The following is a 19,369-nucleotide window of genomic DNA, read 5'->3' on the forward strand; positions in this document are numbered from 1 at the left end:
ATCAGGGCCGCCAGCAATGGCGGCTATTCTTGTCCGGGTGAATGCAGGTTTATCACGCCGGGTTGTATCGATAAAAAGGCGGGCTACTCCAGCCTACTGGCAATCAGCCGCAATTGTTCTGCAATCTGCTTTAAATCTCGCTGCTGTTGTCCGGCGATACCGGTCGAGCTGCGCACCACCAGCTTTGCCGGCAGAATTGAGGAGGAACGCTGCTCGTCCTGCTCACTGGCCAGCAACAGACGGGCAACCGCCTCTTTGCCCTGCAAATCGAGATCCAGCGACACCGTGGTCAGCGCCGGATGGAAAAAGGCACTTTCATAGGTGTCATCGTAGCCAATCACCGAAATCTGCCCTGGCACGGCCACACCGCGCTGATGCAGCGCACTCAGCACACCCAGCGCCATCTGATCGTTGCCGACCAGTAGCGCACTGAACTCCGGTGCTTCACGCAGCAGTTGCAGCACGCCATTGTAACCACTCTGCGCATCCCAGTTACCGTGACTGATGCTGACCGGCTTCAGACGGTAGCTTTCCAGCGTGTCGAGCCAGCTCTTTAACCGCAGATTGGCGGAGACCGACTGCTCTGGCCCGGCCAGCAGCGCGAATTCGCGATGCCCCTGCTCGTAGAGATATTTAACACTGGCACGAGTACCATCAGCCGGGTTAAACGAAACATTAAACACTGCGCTGTAGGGATCAACATCCAGGAACAGACAGAGAATATCGTCGTTCTCCTGGACGACCTGCTCAGCAGCGCTGCTCTCCAGCGGGACATTAATGATCACTTTATCCACCCGCTGAGACTTCAGCTCATTGATGCAATCCTGCAGACTTTGATTGACGTTCTCATCAATCATGGCGATCAGCACCTGATAGTCCGCTGCATTCGCATAACGTTTAACCGCAGCGGCCACCTGCGAGGGCGCATGCAACGCCAGCGAAGTCGTTACCAGACCCAGGGTTGTGCTCTGCTTGCCCACCAGCTGCTGTGCCAGTCGGTTTGGCACGTAGCGCAGCGTCTCAATTGCGTGTTCCACCTTGCGCCGCGTTGATTCCGAGACGTTTGCCGACTTATTCAAAACCCTTGATACCGTCTGATACGACACGCCAGCATGACGGGCGACATCCTCTAAGGTGGCATTTTTTGATCTCATAATTCGCATCCCTGATTACCGATAGCGGAATGTTATCACAGCCCTGATGTCAGCCAGACTACCGCAGTCACATTGCGCAAATAAAAAGTAAAAGTAATACCTTCACATCGATAAATTTGGTGATCTGATTCACTAATCGTTACATATTGCGGCATTTTATTTGCAGTACATCACACATTATCGCGATTTTATTTGTCACTCATCTGACAAAAGGCGTTTACTGCCGCTGTCATGTGAACGTATTACAAATAAAATCGAGGATAACATGGAAACAAGGTTACGTACTGCTGCTGTGGCGCTTGCTGCGGCCCTGACCTCCCCGACGCTCTATGCCGCCATCGACAACATCGATTTCCATGGCTATCTGCGTGGTGGCGTTGGCGTCTCGCAGGATGGCGGTATTGAAGAGTATCAAAAGAATAAGGTTGGCCGTCTCGGCAACGAAGCCGACACGTATGGCGAGGTTGAGCTGGGCAGCGAAGTCTACAAAAAGGATGACGTCAGTTTCTACGTCGACACCATGGTCAGTATGTTCTCCGACGGCTCAAACGATAACGAAACCACCTTCGGCGACGATGCGCAGTTTGGCCTGCGTCAGCTCAACCTGCAGATCAAAGGACTGGTGCCGGGTGACAAAGATGCGGTGATCTGGGGCGGTAAACGCTACTACCAGCGTCACGATCTGCACATCATTGATACCAAGTACTGGAACATCTCGGGTTCTGGTGCCGGTATCGAAAACTATACGCTGGGTCCGGGCGCTATCTCCTTTGCCTGGATCCGTGGCGATGCGAATGACGTGGATTACCGCGTCGATGGCGACAACGACGTCAACATTAATTACCTCGATCTTCGCTATGCCGGCTGGAAACCCTGGAACGGTGCCTGGACCGAATTTGGTATTGATTACGCCATGCCAAACACCACCAACAAACAGAAAGAATATGGTGGCCTTTATGACGCAGATAACGGCGTCATGCTCACCAGTGAAATCAGTCAGGACATGTGGGGCGGCTACCAGAAGCTGGTGTTCCAGTACGCCAACAAAGGTCTGGCGCAGAACATGATTTCACAGGGCGGCGGCTGGTATGACATGTGGAATGATACTCAAAACGCCACAGGCTACCGCTTGATTAACACCGGTCTGCTCCCAATCACCGATAAATTCTCCCTGAACCAGGTCTTTACCTGGGGCTCGGCGGACGATATCACCGCGCAGACCAGCAAAAGTACCCTGCTGTCGCTGGTGGGTCGTGGTCAGTATCAGTTTACGCAGTATGTTCGCGGCATCGGTGAAGTCGGTAGTTTCTGGCAGAAAGATGAAAACAAAGTGGGCAGTGACTATAAAGCGGCGGGACAGAAATATACGCTGGCGCTGGGTCTGGCAGCCGGTCCCGAATTTATGTCTCGTCCGGAACTTCGACTGTTTGCCTCTTACCTGAATGACTCAGAGGATGGACACAGCTTCAAAGACAACACCAGTAATAATACCTGGAACTTCGGCGTACAGGTCGAAGCCTGGTGGTAACCGCGCTATCTCCTCATTGTGATCATTTTTAGGCTCTTATGCAGGGGCTTATCTGGATAACCGGCGACGGTTATCCATTTTTTTATTCGTATTTCCCGGGCGGCTGTTACTCCGGTTTAAAGAAACGTTCTTCCAGCAACTGACGCAGCTGGTCGGACTGTTTACCAAAGATCGCATGAACCTCATGTCCCAGGATCACTACACCAATCGCTCCCGCTTTCTGCAATCCCGCCGTATCCACCGCTTTAAGCGATGTCACCTTCACCCGCAGCCGGGTTAAACAGGCGTCCACCTGCTGAATATTGTCACGTCCGCCAAAACAGTTCACCAGACGCTCCAGTAGCGCGCTGTCTACCTCAAGCTCTTCCACCGTCAGCGGCTGCCGGCTGAAATATTGCTTAAACGATTTGAGACTCAACATGTGGTTCTCCTTCAGAGGATAAAAAGGCGGGCAACTGCCCGCCACTCACGACTGATAAATGAAAACGAGGGATACATGCCCTTGGCTGCTCACAAAGCACACACAACTCCTGCGTTCAGCCTCTAAAAAACCTGCCCTACATCAACAGTAAAACCCAGCTCTTCCAACAGACAATGCCCGATCTCAAAAGCGATGGGGGCATATGCCTGTAGCAAAGCGTCACGCCGCCCGGATAAAAACGCCGGGAGCGTTTTTGAACAACGCAACGCGTTGGCCCGTTTACGGGCGCACCTCAGGGATGAGGTGCGTCATTGCCCGTGTCGAGCAGGCAGGGATGCCGTCTTTTGCGTCTTTGCGCAAGGCATATGCCCCCTGAGCCTTTACTCAGACTACCAGCGAACGCAACCAGACCTGCTCCCTATCATCATTTATAGTATAGGCAGACCTTCCTACAGACAGCTCCCGAGCCATAAGCGATGGGGCGTATGCCTATAGCAACGCGCCACGCCGCCCGGATAAAAACGCCGGGGGCGTTTTTGAACAACGCAACGCGTTGGCCCGTTTACGGGTGCATCTCAGGGATGAGGTGCGTAATTGACCGTGTTGAGCGGGCAAGGGTGCCGTCTTTTGCGTCTTTGCGCAAGGCACGGGCCCCCTGAGCCTGGGCTCAGACTGCCTGCCACCGCCACTAAATTTTCCCCTGACCGCTTGCTGCCTCCGGTTAAACCGCTCCCTGCTGCAGCGGCCCACTCAGAACCCGACATCCCCACGGCCCAAGCGTCAGCGATTCCCCCACACCCGAGCCATCAATCAAATCACGCAGCCCTGCTGGCAACGACACCTGCTGCGTCTGACCGGTAAAGTTCTGCACAAACAGAAACGCCTGTTCACCATCAGTTCGCCGCTGAACGACTACACCAGGCGGAAGATCAGTCGACAGCGCACGCGGTAACCCAAGTTGCTTAATCAGCGCACCATAAAAATCCCGATGGAACGGCAGATCATTACGCGACGCGATATACCAGGCTTTACCCTGACCGAACCGATTCACCGTCACCGCCGGGGTTCCGGCATAAAAATCACTCTCGTAACTGGCCAGCGCCGTGGCCCCTTCCAGATGAATATGCTCGCAAAGCTCCCGCGCCTGATAGGGCCCGCTCAGACCCAGCTCATTACCGCGCACCCCGCGCACCCCGTTAAACTCCTCATCCGTCAGACTATCGATCTCTTCTGACCAGATGCCGAGCAGCGGTCGCAGCGGCCCCGGAAATCCTCCCAGATAACAGAGATCGCTCTCATTCACGATACCGCTCCAGTAGCTGGCGACGAAATGCCCGCCCCGCTCAACATGCTGCTCAACCCGCGCCGCAAAACCGTCGCGCACCATATAGAGCATCGGCGCTATCACCAGATCGTAACCGCTGAGATCGCTATCGCCGTTTATCACCTCTACCGCAACACCCTGCTCCCAGAACGCGCGGTAATGCTCGTTTACCGTACGCTCATAATGCAGACCAAGATTGCGTGGACCCTGTGCGTTATCCATCGCCCAGCGACTTTCCCAGTCGAAAATAATCGCGACGCGCGCCTCAACCCGACTGCCCATCACCGGCGTCATCGCCGCCAGCATCCGGCCCAGCTCACTCACTTCACGCCCGGTTCGCGTATCTATATGACCGACATGATCGACCACCGCGCCGTGAAACTTCTCGACCGACCCCCGACTTTTGCGCCACTGGAAATACTGCACCGCGTCCGCACCATGCGCCACTGCCTGCAGTGAAGAGAGAATATGCATTCCCGGCTTCTTCAACTTACTGGTCGGCTGCCAGTTCGTTGAGCCAGGCGTCGACTCCATTAATACAAACGGCTTGCCCTGTTTCAGGGTGCGCATCAAATCGTGATACATCGCGGTGTAACAGGCGAGCGTGGTCTCATCCTTCTCGTTGTGCCACATCGGGTAGCTGTCCCAGGAAATAAAATCGAGCGCCGATGCCAGCTTCCAGTAATCGTAGTCGTAGAAATACTCCATAAAATTGGTGGTCGCGGGCAGATCGGGATTCGCCTGTTTCAGAGGCTTAATCTCCTCACGACAGAAGTCAGTCACCTGATCGGTCATAAATCGCCGCCAGTCCAGATTCAGACCATGAATCGACATCTCGCCCTGCGGAGCAGGCGACACAATCTGTGACCAGTCTGTATAGGTGTGACTCCAGAAATCACTCCACCAGGCGAGATTCAGCTTCTCCAGCGTCTCATAGCGACGCTGCAGCCAGCCGCGAAAAGCCTGCTGACAGCGATCGCAATGACACTCCCCGCCATACTCATTAGAGATATGCCAGCCGACCACCGCCGGATGATGCGCGTAACGCGCGGCCAGTCTGGTGTTTATCGCCTGTACTTTCTGGCGATAAACTGGCGAGCTCATACAGTGATTATGGCGACCACCGTGCAGGGCGGGCACGCGATCGCGTCCCACGCGCAGAACGTCAGGATACGCCTGCGACATCCAGGCAGGCCTGGCCCCGCTCGGTGTGGCGAGAAACACGGAAATCCCCTGCAGCCAGAGCGTATCGATCACCTCATCCAGCCAGCCAAACTCATAGCGTCCCTCTTCCGGCTCCAGCTTCGCCCAGCTGAAAATACCTACCGACATCACGTTGCAGTTCGCCTGCTTCATCATCGCGACGTCGTCATCAATAATGCCCGGCTGGTGCGCCCACTGTTCCGGATTGTAGTCAGCACCATGCAGCAGCCGGTTAACCCGGGCGCTCAGCGGGGGAAATTTATTCATACCTGTTCCTCAGAGGAAAAGATCAGCGTGAGTGCTGATAGTTAATGAAAAACCTGTAGCGAAGGCAGCGCCTTGCCGTGACAGTCAAACAGCGCCTGATTCTCGCGGGCGTTACCCTGTTTCCATTCGTCGTGGATATATTTCATGCCGACGGGCGTAGCCCAGGTATTACCGGGCGCGGGGATCCACGCCGGTTCCCAGTAGACTACGCCCTTGCCGCGATGGTCCGGCACCGCCAGCACCGCTTTAATCAGGTCATGCAGATAGGCCGCCTGCCCCGCGACCGTGCCGGGATAGCCGCCTGCCTGCTCCTCTTTGGCCTGGAAACTGTTCTCAGCACTGTCACAGTTTTCCAGCGTGTAGCCATAGGCGGCTTCCACCACCATCACGTCTTTGTCATAGCGCCGGGAGATATCATCCATGTTGGCTTTCAGGGCGCTGATGGGGCCGTTCCAGTAGGTGTACATCGACAGACCAATTACATCGAACGGCACATCACGCTTAATGATTTCATCGAACCACCAGCGGAACGTATCGTTTTTAGTCCCCTCAGCCAGATGCAGCATGATCTTCACCTGATGCGGATCGCTAAGGTTCTCGCGCAACCCGCTGATACCCGCCTTCAGCAGGCCCGCCAGCCGATCAAACTCGCCGCCGTTCTGTCCCCAGCTCTTGCCTTCAGGCCAGAGCATGCCGCCGTTAAGTTCGTTGCCAATCTGCACGATATCCGGCATAACGCCCTCCGCTTTAAAGCGGCTGATGGTGTCTCGGGTATAGTCATGCACACGCGTTTCCAGCTGCGGAAAGGTCAGTGACTGCCAGGCTTTGGGCTTGAACTGCTTGCCAGGATCGGTCCAGAAGTCGCTGTAGTGAATATCCAGCAGCAGCTTAAGTCCCGCCGCTTTCACGCGCTTCGCCAGCGCCAGTGTGGTCGTCAGGTCATTGCCGCCACCGCCGTAGGTCTGGCCGCTACCGTCAGTGGGATCGACCCATAGCCGCAGCCGGATAGTGTTAATGCCGCTGGCTTTCAGAATGGCGATAGCATCCTGCTGCTGGTTATCCGCGTTGTAGAATTTCGCGCCCTGCTTCTCGAGTTCTGCCAGTGAAGAGATGTCCGCACCTTTGATAAAATCGGCGGGCCACGGCCCGGCAGAGGCGATGACAGGCTGATCGGCGGCGAGCAGCGGCGTCGCCCAGGCCAGCGCCAGGGCGAGAATCAATGTTTTGGGCGTCATGATTTATCCTTTAGTACTGCCTGAAGCCAGGCCAGAGACGAAGTATTTCTGCAGAGCCAGATAAAACACGGCTACCGGGACAGCGATCAGCACAGCTCCCGCCGCATAGGTGGTGTAACTGGCACCCATTTTTTGCGACACCAGGTTGTAGAGACCAATCGGCAGCGTGAACTGTTCCGGCGTGCGCAGAATGGTGCTGGAGAGAATGAAATCGCCCAGCGGCCCCGTGAATGAAAACAGCGCAACGACCGCCAGAATCGGCTTCGACAGCGGCATAATGATCTCAACAAAGATGCGGAAGTTGCCCGCGCCATCCATGCGCGCTGACTCATCCAGATCTTTGGGAATCGAGTCGAGATAGCCCTTCATCAGATACGTATTCATCGGGATCATCCCGCCGACATAGATCAGCACCAGCGCCAGGTGGCTGTTAATCAATCCCAGCAGTTGCGACAGGACGAAGATCGCGATCAGCGCCGAAAACTGCGGGATCATCTGCAACAGCAGAAACAGCATCAGTCCGTTCTGCCGTCCCTTAAACCGAAAACGGGAAAAGGCGTAAGCGGTACAGCTGACGCTGATTAACGTCAGCACCATGGTCAGGAAACTGATTTTCATCGAATTCCAGTACCAGGTCAGGTAAGGCACCGTACCGTTGAACAGGTCGCGATAATGCTGAAGCGATGCATTCTCCGGAATGATCGAACTGCTGAGCAGACTGTTGCCCGCATTCAGTGATGCCCCTACCGTCCAGACCAGCGGATAAATGATGATGGTCGAGACGGCCAGCACCACCAGCCAGGTCAGCGACAGGCGTATCCACCTTTCGCGTTTAATACTGCCGGACTTCGCCATAACTGCTCCCTTACGCCATCTCATCTTGTTTAAACGACCGGGTCGCGCGGAACTGCCACAGCGCCAGACCTACCACGAAAATCGACAGCAGAATGGTGATCGTGGCGGCGATAGCATATTGCGACGACGACATGGTGAGCTTGTAGATCCATGACACCAGAATATCGGTGCCTCCGGCATTCGATCCCGCCACCGCCGGACCACCGTTGTTAAACAGATAAATGATGTTGAAATTATTAAAGTTGAAGGTGTATTGCGTAATGATGATCGGCGCAATGGCGTAAAGCACCAGCGGCAGCGTGATGGTTTTCAGCCGCGTCCAGGCGCTGGCACCATCCATGATTGCCGCCTCATAGAGGTCGTCCGGAATCGCCTGCAGCACCCCGGTGGTCATCGCAAAGACAAACGGGAAGCCGAGCCAGGTCTGCATCATAATCAGCGCGGTTTTGGTCCAGAACGGATCGGTCATCCAGGCTTTCGGTGCGATGCCAAAGAAGTCGAGAATCGCATTGTTAATCACCCCAAAGCTGTCGTTGAACATCCCGGCAAACACCAGAATGGTGACAAAACCCGGCACCGCCCACGGCAGGATAAAGATAGTGCGGATCAGCGGTTTAAAGCGCAGGTCTTTCTGATTGACCAGAATCGCCAGCATCACGCCGACGGTGCACTGCAGCGTGGTCGCCAGCAGCGTCCAGACCACCGTCCACTGCAGCACATCGAAGAAGGTGGAACGCCAGATCGACAGCGTGAAAATGTTGATGAAGTTTTTGAATCCTACCCAGTCCACCAGCTTCGCCGGCGGCGTGTGATAGAGGTTGTAGTTGGTGAAGGCGATGGCAAAACCAAACAGAATCGGAAACACCACCACGAACACCAGCAGAATAAAGCCCGGCGAAATCATCAGGTAGGGGAAGCCGTCGCGCAGCAGCAGCTGATACTGCTGACGCACGCTGTTAAGCTGCTGCCCCCTGTCGCGCTTAACGCCATTGACCCAGGCATCGCGCACCGACAATCCCCAGATTGCCACGCCAAAGGCGGCGATCAGCACGCTGATAATTCCCTCCGCCAGCAGGAAAATGGAGTTATCGCGCGGCACCGATTCACCCAGCGTGTATAGCCCCCAGAATCCCTCACGCAGAAAATCGTGGAAGACGCCGGTAAAACTGCTGAGCAGAATCAGAAAGCACAGGCCTTTCGCCCACTGGCGGTGATAAAACTGGCCGAAGCCAGGCAGCAGTGCCAGCAACGCACCGGTCGTCGCATGTCGACACGGACGCTTAGCGGTCACCAGATGTTCATCGGAAGATATAGCCACACTCTGATCCTTATCCTGTACGGTTATCCCGTGAACCGGCATTACTGGTTGCTGGCCTGCATCGCTTCAATCTGCATGCTGATCTGTTTCACCGCGTTATCCAGTGCCGCTTTTGGCTCCTGCTTGCCGGAAACGCTCAGCTCCAGCGCCGCATTGGCCGGACCCCACACTTCCTGCATCTCCGGCACGCCTGGCATGGCTGAGGCTCGCGCCGCCTGCACCGCGACCGCGTTGGCTTTCTCATCATCTTTGATAATCGGATCGTTCATCAGCACAGTAACAGGCGGAATCTCCTGGGTTTTCTGATAGCGCGCTTTCACGTACTGCGGCTGGTTGATGAAGGTAAGGAACTTCTGTGCCAGCGCCTGATCTTTGCTCCAGGTCGATACCACATAGCCTTTAACGCCCAGGAAGGAACTCATCGGCTTGCCGTTTGGCAGTAGCGGCAGGGGTGCCACGCCGTAATTGATCCCGGCCGCCTGATAAGGCTGGAACGCCCACGGCCCGTTGATCACCGCCGCCGCTTTCTTCTCGGTAAACAGCGAGTCGATAGCGTTAAGGCCGTTGTCGCCCATGATGCCGCCAGGCAGCAATCCTTCGCTGAAGAAGCGCTTCAGGTACGTCACCGCCTCCACGCTGCCTGGGGTGTTCAGCCCGATATCCTGAGTGTTAATCACGCCTTTTGCGTCTTTACCAAAAATGTAAGACCCCATGGGTGCCATCACGCCCCAGCTGTAGTAAATCTGGTCGAACTTCGCCAGCAGGCCATACTGTTTTGCCTCGCGCTGCTTATGCGAGAACGCGCGATACTCATCCAGGGTTTTCAGCGGCGCGGGCAGCAGATCTTTGTTGTAGATTAGCACCAGGGTTTCAACCGCCTTAGGAACGCCGTAGACCACGTTATTCTGTGTGAACGCGGCCATTGCCGAAGGCGTATAAGCGCTCTGCTCTGCCGCATCGATTTTCAGCGGAGCCAGCAAGCCCTGCACCACCGCACTGCCGAGCTGGTCGTTGGGGATCACCAGCACATCCGGGCCGATACCTGCCGGACCATCCAGACGCAGCTTCTCAATCTGCTGCGCAAACGGCATCTCCTGTACTTTCACTTCTACGCCGAACTGTTTCTGAAAATCGGCGATCGCCGTTTTGATGCCGTCCGATTTCTTAATGTCTTCCCAGACGGTGAGTTGCTGAGCGGCCCAGACGGATTGACTAAGCATCATTGCTGACAGGAGTAGCGTTACGCTGATTTTGATTTTCATTACCGGCCTCGTGTGAAGGTATGACATTTTTAGCTGTCACTTGCTGTTGTTCTTTTTTCAGGCACATGCTGAACAGGGATTAATCGGTCATCTATACGTGAATAACGTATCGCATTTGTGCCCTACGCTACGCGGAATGCGTAACGTGCTCCAGCCCGTTCGCACCAATGTGTGATCGCTATTACAGAAATCAAAAACAGCGATAGGACCTACTCTGACGGAACGTTATAGTCAACGCAGGCACCATCAGGGCTGACGTGGAAACCGACCAACTGTTATACGTCATACATTTAAGCCGCCAAATTCCTTGCCATGAGGTTCAGCATGTCCAGCATCAGATTGAGAAATGTCACCAAACGCTTTGGTAAAACAGAAACGCTGAAAAGTATCGCACTCGATATCGAAGCTGGTGAGTTTGCAGTATTCGTCGGTCCGTCAGGCTGCGGAAAATCCACGCTGCTGCGGTTGATTGCCGGGCTGGAAGAGATCAGTGACGGTGAGATTCTGATTGGCGATGAGGTGATGAATGATGTAGCGCCCTCGCACCGCGGCGTGGCGATGGTGTTTCAGTCTTACGCGCTCTATCCCCATATGACGGTAGCGGAGAATATTGGCTACGGACTGAAAGTGAACGGGCTACCCAAAGCGCAGATTCAGCATCAGGTGGAGATGGTGGCGAAGACGCTTCAGCTGGCGCACCTGCTGGATCGTAAACCTAAACAGCTTTCCGGCGGACAGCGTCAGCGTGTCGCCATTGGTCGCGCCATTGTGCGTAATCCCCGGGTGTTTATGTTTGATGAGCCACTGTCGAACCTGGATGCAGAGCTGCGTGTCGATATGCGGCTGCACATTGCTAAGCTCCATCAGGAGCTGAAAACCACCATGGTTTATGTGACGCACGATCAGACGGAGGCGATGACGCTGGCCGACAAGATTGTGGTGATGAACTACGGCAAGGTGGAACAGGTCGGTTCGCCGATGGAACTCTACTACAATCCGATTAACCGCTTCGTAGCGGGTTTTATCGGCTCGCCGAAGATGAACTTCCTGCCCGGGCGCGTAGAGCAGTGTGGCCCTGGCGGGCTGGTCGCTCTGATCAATGACGGCGAACACCGGCTGCAACTCCCCTCACCTATCAGCCCGCTGCAGCCCGGAGATGAGATCACTCTGGGTATCCGGCCGGAACAGTTGCAGATCAACGGCGATGCACCCCTGAATATCGACTTCCACTGCGAGGTCGTGGAACGGCTCGGCAATAATACGTATCTGTTTGGTCAGAGCCACGGCCACGACGGCTTTAAGATGCTCCTGCCGGGCGATGTGCATTTCCGCCCTTATCAGACGCTGCGGCCCAGCTTCCATCCGCACCACTGCATGGTGTTTGATGCCGACGGTGCTCGTATCAGCGCAGATATTGCGATGCCGCAGGTGCGCGCGGCCTGAGGTTTATGGATCTGGCAGGCTGGATAAGACATCGACAGCCTGCCCCTGGCAAATAAAGGTCTGGTCTGCCGGTTCCTGCAGGATTATCCCGTTCACAGGTAGCTGGCTGGTATTACTGATGGCCAAAGCGGACACTGACCTCCGGCTTTACCGGTTAACGGATCAGACCTTCGTTAAACCGATCCCTCTTTTTCAATGACCAGCACGCGGGCGACACCTTGCGGACGCGCAATATGTTCTATACCTTCGCTGGCATAGAAAATATCACCTGCGGTGAGTGCTCTGCTTTTGATTTTACCGTTTTCTTTGTATTGCATCTCAACACACCCATCCATGACAGCAAAAACCTCCTGTCCATCATTGATGTGCCATTTATAAGGCTGATCGGTCCAGTGAAGTTTCACGCTGATATTATCGAAGCTGGCAATGTGTTGAGCATCCCAGGCTTTAGAGCCGGTAAATGCTTTACTGCGATAAAAGTTCATCTTTTCTCTCTCAACAGACGTGATTTAACGTCATGAATAGCAGAGAGCGTTAGTGTGTTCTATACGCTTGCCGTCTGTTGTCCTGATTTGTCCCTGGGTTGTCCGTTTGATGGTAAAGCTGGGATGTGGGATTAGAGAACGAGGGCGGGGAAATCGGGTGCGGTTTGAACCTGAGTGTTTTGAAGTCTGAACCCTTTTCTTTATCAGATGACTGCCCGATGAACTCTGTGTGTGACTAACGCTCTCTTGCGGCATATCCCAGACCCGGGACGGAGCCGATGTCCGCTCTGTGCCAGAAGCGGACATTACCTAATTAAGTACCCGCAGCCGATGGCCAGCAGTGAGCGTTTGACGATGCAGACGTCGTCAAAGCTGCTATCACCGCACATCAGATAAGTAGCAACCATCGATACTGGTTCTGAAAAAAGTATCGCTGTCTGCGGCCGCACAGAACGCCTGGTAAACCTTTGCCGGTACGGCAAGCCAGCGCCTGCACGCCCGTAGTCGCGTCGCATCCCGCGCTTCTGAAAAGCGCAGATGTAACTTCATGTCTGTTCATAGTGTTCTTCCGGGCAGGTCCCTGATGTAGGGAATATTTGATCGTAAAAGCGCGGGGCCCCCGCACACATTGCCTGTACTGGGTAAAATAAAATCGCATATGGCATGCTGTTTACTTGCGGCTAATCCACTGCAAGTCCTTCACTATGAACTGCCCCGGGCGTTTACTGAAAATTTATAACGTACTGATTTTATTTGTTATAGGTCTTAACCGGTTTACACGTAGGCGTGCTTACAGTTGGCTCCTGTAACGGAAGACCAGGAATCACGTGGGCTTCACAGTCTAAAATACGCCCCTTATCAGTAGTTGCGCGATACGATATCACCTGAGACCCGAGCGCATCAGGCTTAGACATGGAAACATTAGTCACAGTTATCTCATCGGAAGACCCCAGGCCTAACATTTTAGAAGTATCAGCCTGTAGTATCGGGATTGCGAGATCAGGAGACATCGTAGTACACGCACTTAAAAGAAAAGAAACAGCTGAAATACAGATAATTTTTTTCATGATTTTAACTCCAGATTGTTCAGGCAAAATTTTATTTGTTAATTACCAATATTCTAACAGCAACATGTTAGAAAATAGTTAGTACATCGATAAAAAGTCAATACTGTTGATATGAGTATCTCTTTTAAGTAAAGGTTTTTATTTAATTCCCAGAAGGTATTCTGGTCAGTTTATTCCCCAATAATGTAATATGCCGGTTGTACCGAATTACCAGCCTCCCAATCCACAGTTACCTTTGACTTCGTAGTAATCGATTATGTTCGTTTTCGGATCAGCCCAGAATCCAACTTTACATGACTCCTGCACATGTTGTGTTTCGAACTGATTAACCAGAATCGGACGGCCTTGTGATGTATCCATATAAGAACCGTTGAACTTTTCCTGATCGTATTCAAGCCCCTTAAAATAAAACTGATAAAAATTATGTCCGTAAAATTTACTTTACGTACTTACACTTGTTCCTGTACTAACAAACAATCGATTACCGAAAACCCTGTAGGCTTCATTGATATTTTTCCCATCAGATTTTCTGCTGCCGTCCGCTCCGGAGCCAGGGTAGAACATCCTGCTAGCAGCCAGGCAGCTGAAATAGTAACAGCTATTTTATTAATCCGTTTACACATTTTTTAAGGCCTTCATAAAACTAGACCCACTCAAAAAAACAGCACCGTATATTAAAAAGTGGTAATAAATTCTTGATTCATGGCCTGTCAGGGTGCCCTTATTTCATTTCCCTTATTGTTAGGGTTGCCACCTGGCGAAGACCATTTTGTTAATGTGCACTGTTAAAAAAACTGATGACAGGTTATTTTATAATCCTGAACCCAGAAGTTATGCAGTATATTTTATTTCCAGTCATGACAAATACCGTCCATGCCGAATCCCTACATCGCCAGCCAAAGTTAGCTTTACTATTTTCGCTCCCGCCAGATAACGGTAAGGTTTCTGGCGGAAAAACGGGGCGGATGCGAGCGGCTGAGAATCAAAAAATAAAACTAATTAGTCAGGAATGATTTTATTTCCTCAGCTCGCTCATGAATTAATTACATAATCCAGTCGGAAACAACTTTGTTTTTGGTAAAGTAAATTGTCAAAGAGTCGCTACGATGCTCTGAATTTCCGGTTACTTTATCAGAAACAGAACTTATATCATCCTTGGTGTTCTGTGCTATAGTCGCACTAGTCATGGTGCCGCTTAGTGCTGAGGTTCCGGGAATGTATGAAAGCGCTTTTGAAAGCGAACTCATGTTACCATCCTTATTAAACGACCATACGTAACTACCGTCTGAATGTGATGTCTGTCTGTCTGGTGTGCCATAGAGAGTCTTAACTTCAGATTCCGTTGTTTTATTAGGCGTGATGTGAGCTGAAACATAACTCCGGGTAAACTTATCCTCACCGCTGAAGGAGCTGCATCCTGAAACGAATAGCATAAATGCAATTGCTACCACATAAATCTTCATAATATTGACCTTATGATATTTCCTGAGTTGATTGGATTTTTATGACAATTTCCACCGAAGTTTTGTCAAAGTTTTTTCTTATACTGAAAAGCCCGTTTTTAACTGAAATTCTCCCAGTAAATGCCGGATTATGTAAGCTTTCCCCATATTAAATCCAGGTAAGCGCAAAACTTACTAAAGAGTTGGTTTTGGTACCGGTATACTTCCATCAATCAATTTTGCACCTTCAGGTCTTTTTGGACAGCCACCTGATGAATACCATCTTGTTATTATCCCTTGCTCAACCAGAAATCGCTTATCACAGTTTGCATATTCAGGAATATAGTTCCACATACTTGAATCGGATCCATTTACAATCCAGTTATACTGGTAATCAAGTATGCTGCTTCCGTTACTCAGAGCCTGGCTGTTTTGAGGCGGTCCCCACGCCATTACAAGTTCGTCTGCCGACGACCCGACCCATGATGCAGCGATATCCGAACTGGTCTGATAACGTTTATTAAAAATCAGGTTGCCGAGTGGAGAGCCTGCACATCCAGTCAGTATTAATACAGAAATAATTAAATAAATGCACCGCATATGATTTCCCTTAAGTCATTATTTATAAATTAAGATGTTTTATTTTCATAGTTTCAGTTACTTTTCAACATAACACCCCTTTAACCAAGGGGTTTAATATTGCTCAGGCTGAATCCAATAAAATAAAAAGTTTCCTAGCATCGTTAGTACTCCACATCTCTACATGCATTTTTCTATGACGCCGCGCAGCTTTGTGACGGCTCAATGTTAAAATCGTTGAGCGGCCCCTTAATTAAAGACACATTTTTTCAGTAATACAGCGACAGATTTGCAAAGTATAAAATGAATCGCTGATTCATATGCCGGCTGTATTACTGCAGTCCAATTTTCTGCCTTTTGTTAGAAAGACCACCTGTCGAAAGCCATTTTGTTAGTATGCCCTGCTCGACAAAAAAAACATGGGCACAGGTTTCATAATCCGGCATATGATTGCGCGTTGTTAAACCATATTCATTTACAGGCCTGTTATACAGGTAAGTCAGTGTGCTACATCCGGCACTCCGATTCAGTCTATATTGCGGCGTACCCCATGCAATCAGCAGTTCATCCTGCGATATCCCTACCCATGATGCAGCAATATCTGAAGCAATCTGATCACATTTGTTAAGTATAAGATTACCGACTGGAGAGCCTGCGCTCCCAGACAAAATTAAGACAGGCCTGATTAAAGAAAGCCACCTCATTTGTTTCTCCTTCCCAGAAAACTTAATTTTTCAGAAGCGACATTGGAAGATACTTCTTCAACTTTCTCAACCGGGCATCTCTATATCAGATCATCTTAAAGCGGTCCTGTTAGAGAGTTGATAATATTGCTAAATTGTGCAAATTCTGCGGAATGAGTACATGTCTCGTAATGTACAGAACTCAAATTCCCGAATGATAATTTTGCCAGCCTTCGAGATCATTTCTCTCCACTCCATACTTTTGTCCCTGTATTCCAGTTTTTCCGCTCCATCAAGCGTCTCCAGAAGATACCCCAGCGTAATATGGTACTGATAGGAGTAATGATCGTCACGACGAATACCCGTTATTTCTGACAACTCACCTCTTATTTTCTGAAGACGGTTGTATGTGGTCTGATCGGCCGGTTTTAGTGGGATGAAAAAATTATCATTTTTTCCTGGCAATGGTGCGTCTGAGTCCACCATGAAATCAAAGGATTCAGACAGGCCTGGCTGACGTAAATTAAGTTTATCCAGAAAACATCTGTTAAGCTCGTCCAGCGCCAGCTCACGAGATATACCGGCTGGCCATGGGCCTGAATGACGATCGCACTCGTTTACACCGGTAAAAAGCGTAATGTGGTAACTGCTGGATGGAAGGGCCGCCATTTTCCTGAAAAAACTGGTTTCCGGCAGTGCTCTGTATACATTAAGTATTGTATCAAAAGTCTTAAATCCTTCCCCCTGCTGTTCAAGGTGGCCAAGAAACGTATTACCCGCAAAAGGTAAAGGACACCCGGAGGATGAAAATTTTCTTCCCACATCCGGGGCGTAACTGACAAAATCACGTGACATATCCCATCCTCTTTTACTGATATACGGGCCGGCGTACCCTTTACACCAGAGTAAAACTAATCCGGCACTGCTACTTTTTTATATTCAGTGTGTAATATAAGGGCAGCATTGCTGCCCCGCGTGACGCACCCTCTTTACTGAAAGCAGAAGCTTCAATTTGTGCTGATGACCGTAACGGCTCTAATCGTCCGCTGACTCTCAGCCTGAGCTCCTTCACCAGCCGGCCGACGATTTTTTTAGGCATCGCGCCACCCAGCGTGATAACTTCAGGATCCAGCCACTGGATACAGCTGAATATAATGGGTTCGAGTTGTTCACTGACACGCGCTATCCAGCACTCAATAACCTTATTCCCGCTGCCAGCAAGGCCATCAAGTTCATCGGGATCCAGACCGGCCTTCTCCAGAGTGATAAGCAAATCTTTATAAGAAGGCCTTGGCAGTTCGAGTGGGAAACTCATTCCAAGTTCTCCGGCATTCGAAAACCCCCCACTCAGAAGCTTATTGTCAGCAATAATGCCTGCAGCAATTCCGTAACCCAGGTCAATAAGGACCAGGTCAGAAATGTTACTGTGATTACCGGAGTAATATTCGGCAATGACAGAAGCATTTACGATGTTTTCTACCCAGGTCGGGTAAGGTAACGCTGCTGCAAAGACTGCCTGGAGGTCAACCTCCCTCCAGGTATCAAGCCATGCTACTGTCTGTCTTTTACGGCCGTCTTTTTTCAGGAATCCCGGAACGGCATATCCAATGCCCAGTATTCGTGAGTTACTTAAACGTTTCTTTTTAAGTGCACCGGCAACCATCTGTATGACCTGATTGACCGTATGGGATATTTCACGGTTTTCAGTATGTTTTTCTGAAACCTGTATGAGCGGTTTTCCGCTAAGGTCAACGACGGCAATGTCAATAAACCCAGGACTGAAGGAAACGCCTATAGAGCAGGCCCCTCCTGGATTCAGGCGCAGGGGTAAAGAAGGCTGACCACGCTTGCCATCATGTACAGGCTCACCCTCGATGATCAGACCGGTAAAAATGAGTTCACGACACTGCTGTGTTATAGCTCCCGGAGTCAGTCCTGAGAGACGACTGAGCTCGGCCCGTGTAACGGTGCCATGATTCCTGATCAGGTCGATCAGGTTACGCTGCGTCGCGCTCAGTTCTAAAGGTGCACTGACTAAATTCATGATAATTCCTATATACGGGCATCAAATGGTTAAGCACATTTTAACCCGGCGTCTTTGATGAGTCTTTTGACATACAGGACGTCATCATGGCTGACCATGTCAATCAGACCTTCCTTCATCCAGAACAGTATCTCGCTGCGGACATCATGCCCGAACTTAAAACGGTAGTACTCCAGCGTATCGAGACCGAGCTTGCCCGGAGTAAGGTAAAGGCGTACACCTAATCCCGCCTGCTTATAGGCCTTCAGATCGTCTATATGTGTATGTTCATATTCAAGACAAACACAATCAGCACCCGAACCGAGAATAGCTTCAAGCTGATTTTTATAGCGTTCAAGTGAGACTGTCTGAATCTTCAGACCCGGAACACTGTCCCTGACCTGATTAAGCAGTACATGGTTAAACCCCAGTAACTGCATTCTTTCGATAATGCCTGTACTGGTGTTCACCAGTTGGGTGAATCTTTCAATAAAGCGGTCAAGACGACAGCGCTGTTTTATCTCTACGACAAGACCCATATCGTGCCTGATCGCCCAGTCAAAGATGTCATCCAGTAGCGGTATAGCAGCCTTTCCTTCTTCGGAGGAAACGCTGACGCCAAAGTCATACGTTCTCAGTTCGTCGAGAGTCATATTTGCCACATAACCAGAGCCATCCGATACTCTGTCAATGCGGTAATCATGAATAACCACCATTTTCTCATCCTTAGTCATGTGCACATCGAGTTCAATACTCGACATTCCAGCCAGGCGTGCGCCTTCAAATGCCAAAAGCGTATTTTCAGGATACTTACTGGAGTATCCACGATGGCCGTTCGCCAGTACGACCCCTTTACTGGCCTGATGGAAGTTGAACACGTTCAGCACCTTTGAGAAAAAGTATTATCCTTCGCTATTAAGTATGTTATCTAAACTTAATAAAAAAAGCAGCGAAAATCTAATTTATTTTTTTATTTAATAAAATCATATATATACAGTTTTCTTAATGAGGGATATCCTCAAGTAATTCACTGTCACAAAATTTTAATGTTTAAACATTAAAGTTAATCGTGATGATAAT

At 51.0% G+C, this 19,369-nt stretch carries 15 protein-coding genes; 2 read left to right on the forward strand and 13 right to left on the reverse strand.

Going from position 1 to position 19,369, the window contains the following annotated elements:
• Window positions 1–83: 83 nt before the first annotated feature.
• The gene (locus F3I44_RS18695) at window positions 84–1,154 is read right to left on the reverse strand and encodes a LacI family DNA-binding transcriptional regulator (RefSeq protein ID WP_150015416.1); all 1,071 of its coding nucleotides are present in this window, start codon (window positions 1,152–1,154) and stop codon (window positions 84–86) included.
• Window positions 1,155–1,419: 265 nt separating this feature from the next.
• On the opposite strand from F3I44_RS18695, the gene F3I44_RS18700 reads away from it, so the two are divergent.
• Window positions 1,420–2,682 (forward strand): maltoporin, encoded by a 1,263-nt coding sequence (locus F3I44_RS18700; RefSeq protein ID WP_150015417.1) that lies wholly within the window; start codon window positions 1,420–1,422, stop codon window positions 2,680–2,682.
• Window positions 2,683–2,788: 106 nt separating this feature from the next.
• On the opposite strand, the gene F3I44_RS18705 is transcribed toward F3I44_RS18700, so the two are convergent.
• From F3I44_RS18705 to F3I44_RS18735, 6 genes are all read right to left on the reverse strand, one after another.
• Window positions 2,789–3,103 carry a glucose PTS transporter subunit EIIB gene (locus F3I44_RS18705; RefSeq protein ID WP_150015418.1) on the reverse strand — a complete coding sequence of 105 codons (315 nt, stop codon included), beginning with the start codon at window positions 3,101–3,103 and terminating at the stop codon, window positions 2,789–2,791.
• A gap of 721 nt (window positions 3,104–3,824) precedes the next feature.
• A complete protein-coding gene (locus F3I44_RS18715) occupies window positions 3,825–5,897 on the reverse strand; it encodes a beta-galactosidase (protein WP_150015420.1) in 2,073 nt (690 codons plus the stop codon).
• A gap of 41 nt (window positions 5,898–5,938) precedes the next feature.
• Window positions 5,939–7,132: a glycosyl hydrolase 53 family protein gene (locus F3I44_RS18720; RefSeq protein WP_150015421.1), complete on the reverse strand. Its 1,194-nt coding sequence runs from the start codon at window positions 7,130–7,132 to the stop codon at window positions 5,939–5,941.
• A 3-nt stretch (window positions 7,133–7,135) separates the two neighbouring features.
• Window positions 7,136–7,987, reverse strand: coding sequence for a sugar ABC transporter permease (locus F3I44_RS18725; protein WP_013196085.1), 852 nt, complete (start codon window positions 7,985–7,987; stop codon window positions 7,136–7,138).
• Window positions 7,988–7,997: 10 nt separating this feature from the next.
• Window positions 7,998–9,347, reverse strand: coding sequence for a carbohydrate ABC transporter permease (locus F3I44_RS18730; protein ID WP_370452862.1), 1,350 nt, complete (start codon window positions 9,345–9,347; stop codon window positions 7,998–8,000).
• Window positions 9,347–10,567, reverse strand: coding sequence for an extracellular solute-binding protein (locus F3I44_RS18735; protein ID WP_150015423.1), 1,221 nt, complete (start codon window positions 10,565–10,567; stop codon window positions 9,347–9,349). Before F3I44_RS18735 ends, F3I44_RS18730 begins: the two co-directional genes overlap by 1 nt.
• A gap of 324 nt (window positions 10,568–10,891) precedes the next feature.
• Between F3I44_RS18735 and F3I44_RS18740 the strand changes: the two genes are divergently transcribed.
• Window positions 10,892–12,010, forward strand: coding sequence for an ABC transporter ATP-binding protein (locus tag F3I44_RS18740; RefSeq protein WP_150015424.1), 1,119 nt, complete (start codon window positions 10,892–10,894; stop codon window positions 12,008–12,010).
• A gap of 173 nt (window positions 12,011–12,183) precedes the next feature.
• Here F3I44_RS18740 and F3I44_RS18745 read toward each other — a convergent pair whose 3' ends face one another.
• The 6 genes from F3I44_RS18745 to F3I44_RS18785 form a co-directional block, all read right to left on the reverse strand.
• Window positions 12,184–12,495, reverse strand: a complete 312-nt coding sequence (locus F3I44_RS18745) for a cupin (RefSeq protein ID WP_150015425.1) — start codon at window positions 12,493–12,495, stop codon at window positions 12,184–12,186.
• 2,110 nt (window positions 12,496–14,605) lie between these two features.
• The gene (locus F3I44_RS18760) at window positions 14,606–15,025 is read right to left on the reverse strand and encodes a hypothetical protein (RefSeq protein WP_150015426.1); all 420 of its coding nucleotides are present in this window, start codon (window positions 15,023–15,025) and stop codon (window positions 14,606–14,608) included.
• Window positions 15,026–15,915: 890 nt separating this feature from the next.
• Window positions 15,916–16,287 (reverse strand): hypothetical protein, encoded by a 372-nt coding sequence (locus tag F3I44_RS18770; RefSeq protein ID WP_150015427.1) that lies wholly within the window; start codon window positions 16,285–16,287, stop codon window positions 15,916–15,918.
• A 129-nt stretch (window positions 16,288–16,416) separates the two neighbouring features.
• The gene (locus F3I44_RS18775) at window positions 16,417–17,121 is read right to left on the reverse strand and encodes a DUF1868 domain-containing protein (RefSeq protein ID WP_150015428.1); all 705 of its coding nucleotides are present in this window, start codon (window positions 17,119–17,121) and stop codon (window positions 16,417–16,419) included.
• Between the two features lie 70 nt (window positions 17,122–17,191).
• A complete protein-coding gene (locus F3I44_RS18780; protein ID WP_150015429.1) occupies window positions 17,192–18,310 on the reverse strand; it encodes an ROK family transcriptional regulator in 1,119 nt (372 codons plus the stop codon).
• A 29-nt stretch (window positions 18,311–18,339) separates the two neighbouring features.
• Window positions 18,340–19,167: a glycerophosphodiester phosphodiesterase family protein gene (locus tag F3I44_RS18785; protein ID WP_046102943.1), complete on the reverse strand. Its 828-nt coding sequence runs from the start codon at window positions 19,165–19,167 to the stop codon at window positions 18,340–18,342.
• Window positions 19,168–19,369 lie beyond the last annotated feature (202 nt).

Origin of the sequence: Pantoea sp. F_5, from assembly GCF_008631595.1 — a bacterium.
Classification (GTDB): Bacteria; Pseudomonadota; Gammaproteobacteria; order Enterobacterales; family Enterobacteriaceae; genus Pantoea; species Pantoea gossypiicola.